The following is a 6,760-nucleotide window of genomic DNA, read 5'->3' as shown; positions in this document are numbered from 1 at the left end:
AGTTTTTTGGCAGAAACCCCAACTCCAGCCGTTTTTTCTATTTTTCCTTCTTTTTTTGGGGGTTTTGTTCTCAAGAAATTACTTTGTTACGGGTAATCCTGTCCGCAGATTAAATAATAGATTCGGTTTAAGTCGTCTTTTGTAAAGAACTGGATTTCAAGGCTACCGCGTTCCATTGTTCCTTTAATCTGAACCTTTGTTCCAAGTTTTTCGATAAATTCCTGTTCAAGAGCCGTGATGTTAGGATCTTTGTTTTCGTTTTTAGGTTCTTTCGGTTTTTTAACACCGTTACCAGCACCTTCATTGAGCGTTCGGGCCATATCTTCAGCTTCCCGGACATTCATCCCGGCACCTATAATTTTTGCGAATAAAATGCGCATATCAGCATTGTCTTTTACAGAAAGCAAAGCCCTTGCGTGACCGGAAGTTATATGTCCCTGAACCAGAGAAGTTCGCATATCTTCAGGAAGTTTTAAAAGACGGATTGCATTTGCAACTGTTGAACGGTTTTTTCCTACACGGGCTGCAACCTGTTCCTGACTTAAGCCTGAAATTTCCATAAGCTGATAGTATGCTTCTGCTTCTTCGATTGGGTTTAAGTCTTCCCTCTGGATGTTTTCGATTAAAGCAATTTCAAGTTTTTTCTGATCCGAATATTTACGGAGCTGAACCGGAACTTCCGCAAGATTTGCAAGCCTTGCCGCCCTTGTGCGTCTTTCACCTGCAATTATGTAGAACGAGCCGTCTCCAGCATCTTCAACAGTGATTGCCTGTAAAATTCCGTGTTCGCGGATAGAATCTGCAAGTTCCTGCAGGGCATCTTCATCAAATTCTTTACGGGGCTGGTGTGGATTTGGTTTAAGTAAATCAACACTGAGCCAGAGCTGTCCGTTTTCATCGACATTTATTCCATCCGGCAGCTTACGTTCACCGGAAGCAACATCGGAAGGAATGTTGCCTGCTTCGATTGCTTTGCTTACAGCCTGAGCAGCTTCAGTTTTTTGTTGAACGGCTTCTTTAGAAACAGCTTCATCAGAAATAGAATCATGGGATTTTTCTGTAAAATCTTCACTTGAGAGACCTGCATCTCCCATAAGTGCATCAAGACCGGCACCTAAACCGAATTTTTTAGCCACGGCTGATTACCTCTTCTGCAAGCTTTTTGTAGCTTTTTGCGCCTACACAGCTTGGGTCGTAAAGACAAATCGGCTGACCATGAGAAGGAGCTTCTGAAAGACGTACATTGCGCGGAATAATTGTATTGAAAACAACATCTTTAAAGTATGACTGAACCTGTCGGACAACATCCTGTGCAAGACGTGTACGGCTGTCATACATGGTAAAGAAAATACCGCCAAGAATCAGATTTGGATTGAATGATTTCTGAACCTTTTTGACAGTCTGAAGAAGAAGTGTAATTCCCTCGAGTGCGAAATATTCACACTGCATTGGAACAAGAACAGCATCTGCTGCCACTAGACCGTTGAGGGTTAAAAGTCCAAGAGATGGAGGACAGTCAATAAGAATATAGTCGTATTTTTCTTTAAGAGGAGCAAGTGCATTTTTAAGAAAGAATTCACGTTCATCCTGATCAACAAGCTCGATTGCGGCTCCTGACAAATCGATGGAAGCACTGATTGCATCCAGATTTGGAACAGGAGAATGTTTTACAGTTTCCTCTGCAGTAAACTGACCTGCCATAAGTTCGTAAATTGTAGGCTTGTCTTTAGAAACACCCACACCGCTGGACATGTTTCCCTGAGAGTCGAAATCAACAAGCAGAACCTTTTTGCCGAGTTCTGCCATGTATGCACCAATGTTGATAGCGGAAGTTGTTTTGCCAACGCCACCCTTCTGATTAACAAAAACAAAAATCTTTCCCATATATTTATTATATCGGATTTTTTAATTAAAATATATAGTGTTTGTGAAACAATTTTAATGTTTCACATAGGGAGCAAAGCAGGAGATTTTATGATTCTTTCAGTTACATTTTCTAAGCCAGTTAAAAATATCTCAGAAATTTCAGGCGAAGAATATACCCGCATTAAAATCAAACTGCTTACCTCATCTCTTTCAGCTTCAAAAAACGAAAACTACTTCGCTGAGTTTTACACTCAAAAGCAGGTTTTTCACAAAAAAATGAGCGAAGCTGAACTCAACGATTTTATTGCTACTCATGCCGGTACAACTTTTAAAAACTGTGTTCAGCGTACAGAGTCCGAAGAAATTACGATTCTTGCAAACAAAAAAGGAAAAATCACGGAGCTGAGGAAAAAAATAAACCACGAATTAACACGAATAAAAACTGATTCTTCCGTCAAGCCTCCTTTAGGGGAGTCTGTTGGAAATTCAGCTCAGAAAGTCAAAAAATATCTTCTTTCGGAAGGGGTGGCGGTACCGTTTTTAGTGCATCTTGGCGTAATGACTGCAGAAGGAAAGGTCGTTAAAGCAAAATATGACAAATTCCGGCAGATAAACCGCTTCCTTGAAATGCTGGACGATATTCTTGATAACGTAATGCAGCTTCGGGAGCAAGAAAATCTTCCGGTAAATTCAGAAAATCCCCTTTCAATAGTCGATTTTGGCTCCGGGAAAAGCTACCTCACATTTGCCGTGCAGTATTATCTTACAGAAATCAAAAAGATTCCTGCTCAAATCTTCGGGCTTGACCTTAAAAAGGACGTAATTGCCTACTGTAACAGTCTTGCGCAGAAACTTAATTTGCAGAATCTTTCTTTTGCAGTCGGTGATATTGCTTCTTTCGGTGAAAATAAGCATCCGGACGTTATTGTAACGCTACATGCCTGCGACACCGCTACTGATTATGCCTTAGATTACGCAATAAAACAGAAAGCAAAGGCAATTCTTTCTGTTCCATGCTGTCAGCACGAAATAAACAGTCAGCTTTCTGCAAAATCAGTACCAGAAACTTCTCCGTTTGTCCCGCTTTTAAAATACGGCCTTATAAAAGAGCGTTTTTCTGCCCTTGTAACCGATGCAGTCCGCGCAGAGCTTCTTGAAAGCCGGGGTTACAAAGTGCAGATACTCGAATTTATTGAGGAAAGCGCAACACCAAAAAATCTGTTAATCAGGGCAGTGCGTACTAATAAGGCAGAAACAGACTGCAAAAGCCCGCTTCTTTCCGAACTGCAGGTGAATCAAACTTTAACTTCAATCTGCTCAAAAACCTTGCCCAGTGAGTCATGAATAACTAAATCTGCACTTGCATCTGCCTGAGTTTCGCTCTTGTTTATCAAAACAAGGTGATTTCCGCGGAAGTAGCGGATTAATCCTGCTGCAGGATACACAACAAGAGAAGTGCCTCCGATTATCAGCATGTCAGCATTTGCAATTGCTTCGACAGCACCGTTAATAACTTTGTCGTCCAGACCTTCTTCGTAAAGAACAACATCAGGCTTAACAAGACCGCCGCACTCACAGCGTGGTAATTTTTCTTCTGTGTTTCCGCTTTCTGCAATAAAATCAATTCCGTAAAACTTTCCGCAGTTCATACAGTAATTGCGGAGCGTGCTTCCGTGAAGTTCATACACGGTTTTGCTTCCTGCCATCTGATGAAGACCGTCAATGTTCTGCGTTACGACTGCACTAAGTTTTCCTGCTGCTTCTAATTCTGCGAGTTTTTTATGCGTAATGTTCGGCTGAACATTTTTTATAATCAGTTTCTTTCTATAAAAACGATAGAATTCTTTCGGGTTATGGTCGAAAAATGAACGTGAAATAATTGTTTCCGGCGGATATTTCCATTCCTGACTGTACAGACCTTCCTGACTTCTGAAATCTGGTATACCGCTTTCTGTTGAAACACCGGCTCCACCGAAAAATACTATGTTCTTTGATTCGTCAATCATTTTCTGAAGTTCTGTAATTTTTTCGTCCATAAAAATCTCCGTTTAAGTTTTAATTTTGTTTTAGTTTTATTCATTTTTGCCGGAAAATTCAAGATATTGGAGATTTTCACCGAAATTAAAATAAATTTTTTTAAAAATCCGGTGATTTTGAGTGTAAAAATTTGATTATTTTTCACCCAAAAATTATACTAATCGGGTTAAATAAAAAAAGTAAGGATATTATCATGAGAAAAAGTCTGAAGAAATTCTTGTTTGTTGTGTCTTTAGTTTCAGCCACTTTTGCAGCTTTCGCTCTTGGAAAAAGAGATGTTACTTACCGTGATGTCGAAAATATGGACAGCTGGCAGGAAACGTTTGACATTAATGAAAAGAAGGAAGGAAAATACAACATTTATGTTGAAGCAAAAGATAAGGGCGGCAATTCATCTATCGCCGGTCCGTACAATCTTTTTATTGATCCTGATTCAGACTACGCTATTTCGGGTATAACAAACCCAATCAATAACATGCGTGTTCCAGGAAACCTGAATATCGTAGGTACCTGTGTTGATGACGATGGTGTTGCTGAAGTCTGGCTTGTTTTTGACGGCGGAGAACCTGTAAAAGCCGAAGGTAAAGAATTCTGGTCTTATTATCTTGATACAAATGAACTTGCAGAAGGCCCTCATACAATTGAAGTATGGGGTGTTGATGTTAACGGTCTTTCTTCTCAGGAAAAACCAAAAAAGAAGGCTTTTGCAACATGGCATCTGGATCGCCGTCAGCCGGTAATTGCAGTTACAAATCATGAACTTGGCGAACTTGTTTCTGGAAAAATCAGTATTAAGGGAACGATTAGTGACGGAAACGGCATTAAAGCTCTTTCATATTCACTGGACAACGGAGAGAACTATTTATCAACAAAAATTTCTGAAGACAAAAAAAATGGTGTCTGGACTTTTGATTTACCGATAGATACCCGCCTTGATAAAGACGGTCCGGCTATTCTCTGGTTTAAAGCAACTGACAAAATGGGCTCTGTCGGTACATATTCATATCTTTACTTTATCGATAATACCAAACCTGATGTAAAAGTTGTTTCTCCAAAGGAAGATGAAGTTTGTAACGGCCGCTTCACAGTTGCAGGTTTTGCAAAAGATAAGGTCGGACTTCAGAAACTTTCATGGTCATTTAACGGTCAGAACGGTGAATTCGATCTTATTCCTGGAAACCCGTACTGGTCAAAAGAAGTTGATACACGTGGAATTAATTCAAAATCAATTGATTTTACTGTTACTGCTCTTGATACAGCAGGAAACCTTGTAGTTCTCAAACGAAATATTCTTCTTAATCAGGAAGCTGATAAACCTGTTGTTCAGATTCAGTTCCCTGAGAATTCTGCTGTGGTTTCCGGTGAAGCAGGTTCTGTATTTGTACGCGGCATTGTAACTGATGATGACGGTGTTGCTTCCATCGAGTACAGTCTTGACGGCGGTGAAGCAAAAACTCTCGAATCACAGGGTGTATTTGCGGCTCCGCTTTCTGAAGATGCAGATCTTTCAATCGGTACTCATAAAATCACAGTCACTGCAACAGATATTCATGGTGTAAAAGGTAATCCGGTAACAGCAGTATTTACTGCAATGGGACCAGCACCTTCATTTGGAACTGCAAAAATCGGTTCTGCTGATTTAGTAAACGGAATGCTCGTTCATCCGGAATCAAATCCTGCGTATGATGTAACAGTTACTTCTCCTTCTGGAATTACATCTGTTACATACAAAGTAGAATATGGTGATGATGCAGTCTTCAAGGAAGATACTCTCACTCCAAAATCACCTGAAAAATCTTCATCTGTTCATATCCCTCTTTCTGATGCACCATGGGGCTTATTGAGAATTACTGTTACTGCAACAGATATTTATGAACGGGTTACAGAATTTAAATCTCTTGTAAATATTAAAGATCTTACTTACATCCATGAAGATTTGCTCAATGCTCCACTTTCAGAAAAAATCATCGAAGGTAATGACAATAATGGAATTGAAATGTCTCTTATCAGTATCGGTGGTGCTGAATATAAAGGCGGCATGAATGTAATTATTCCTCATGGCGGAAAAGAAAGCGTTCCGGTTGTTCTTAAAGTCGAAACAGCAGAAAAGAGCGTTTCTGTAACTTATACAATCGAAGGTGAGGCTGAAACCGGCGGGGACGTTAAACAGACAGGTAAGGCAGAATTTACAGGTGATCATTATGAAATTAAACTTGCAAATCTTCCTTCACGGGTTACAAACCTTACTGTAAAAGCAGAAGCAGGAAAAACTTCTTCTGCAACTGTCCGTGCAACATTCTGCGTAGTCCGCCCTGTTCCAGAAAAACGCAGTCTTTGGACTACAGGAAGTATCTACTGGCTTCCTGATGCAAACGCCGTTTACAACAAGTCTTTGAATGCTTATGTTATTGCTTCAGAAAAGGACTTTATCGGATATGCAAATGTAAACGGTCCTGTTTCTCCAAGTGTTATGACTTCAGGGCTGTCTGTTTCAAATGAAGAATCTACTCTCGGAAAAACAATTAAGCTTACAGGATTAAAAGACGGTGCTTACCGCGGTGTAAGTGTAAATGTTAAAGATATATCAGGAAAATCATACAGTGCACCTTCTGTAAACATCGTTGTTGATTCTGCTGCACCTGAACTTGAAATTGCGGCTCCTGCAAATCATCAGTGGGTTCAGACAAGAACGCAGATTACGGCAAATGCAACTGATGCCAACGGAATTGAAAAAGTGGAATATTCTCTTGATGGCGGTGAGTCATGGAAAGAAATGAGCGCAAATGTTAATCAGTATTCTGCAAATATCAATGTTTCAAGCTTCGATGACGGTCTTGTTGGAATTGATGTTCGAGCA

Annotated in this window: 5 protein-coding genes; 2 read left to right on the top strand and 3 right to left on the bottom strand. The window is 40.1% G+C overall.

What is annotated here, in order from left to right; genetic code table 11:
* Positions 1 to 86 precede the first annotated feature (86 nt).
* Both ACKI5B_RS02055 and ACKI5B_RS02050 read right to left on the bottom strand, forming a co-directional pair.
* On the bottom strand, positions 87 to 1,136 hold the full coding sequence (locus tag ACKI5B_RS02055; protein WP_407425336.1) for a ParB/RepB/Spo0J family partition protein: 1,050 nt from the start codon (positions 1,134 to 1,136) through the stop codon (positions 87 to 89).
* Positions 1,129 to 1,884: a ParA family protein gene (locus ACKI5B_RS02050; RefSeq protein WP_407425334.1), complete on the bottom strand. Its 756-nt coding sequence runs from the start codon at positions 1,882 to 1,884 to the stop codon at positions 1,129 to 1,131. The genes ACKI5B_RS02055 and ACKI5B_RS02050 overlap by 8 nt, the downstream gene beginning before the upstream one ends.
* A gap of 90 nt (positions 1,885 to 1,974) precedes the next feature.
* On the opposite strand from ACKI5B_RS02050, the gene ACKI5B_RS02045 reads away from it, so the two are divergent.
* Entirely contained in the window at positions 1,975 to 3,210 is a 1,236-nt protein-coding gene (locus ACKI5B_RS02045) for a class I SAM-dependent methyltransferase (protein WP_407425332.1), read from the top strand.
* On the opposite strand, the gene ACKI5B_RS02040 is transcribed toward ACKI5B_RS02045, so the two are convergent.
* Entirely contained in the window at positions 3,162 to 3,902 is a 741-nt protein-coding gene (locus tag ACKI5B_RS02040; protein WP_407425330.1) for an NAD-dependent protein deacylase, read from the bottom strand. The genes ACKI5B_RS02045 and ACKI5B_RS02040 overlap by 49 nt on opposite strands.
* Before the next feature lie 194 nt (positions 3,903 to 4,096).
* On the opposite strand from ACKI5B_RS02040, the gene ACKI5B_RS02035 reads away from it, so the two are divergent.
* On the top strand, positions 4,097 to 6,760 hold a 2,664-nt coding region (locus tag ACKI5B_RS02035; RefSeq protein WP_407425328.1), incomplete at its 3' end, for an Ig-like domain-containing protein.

The sequence above is a fragment of the Treponema sp. genome (assembly GCF_045657965.1).
Lineage (GTDB): Bacteria > Spirochaetota > Spirochaetia > Treponematales > Treponemataceae > Treponema_D.
Note: the sequence above shows the minus strand (reverse complement) of the source record. Positions and strands in the feature narration are given on the sequence as shown.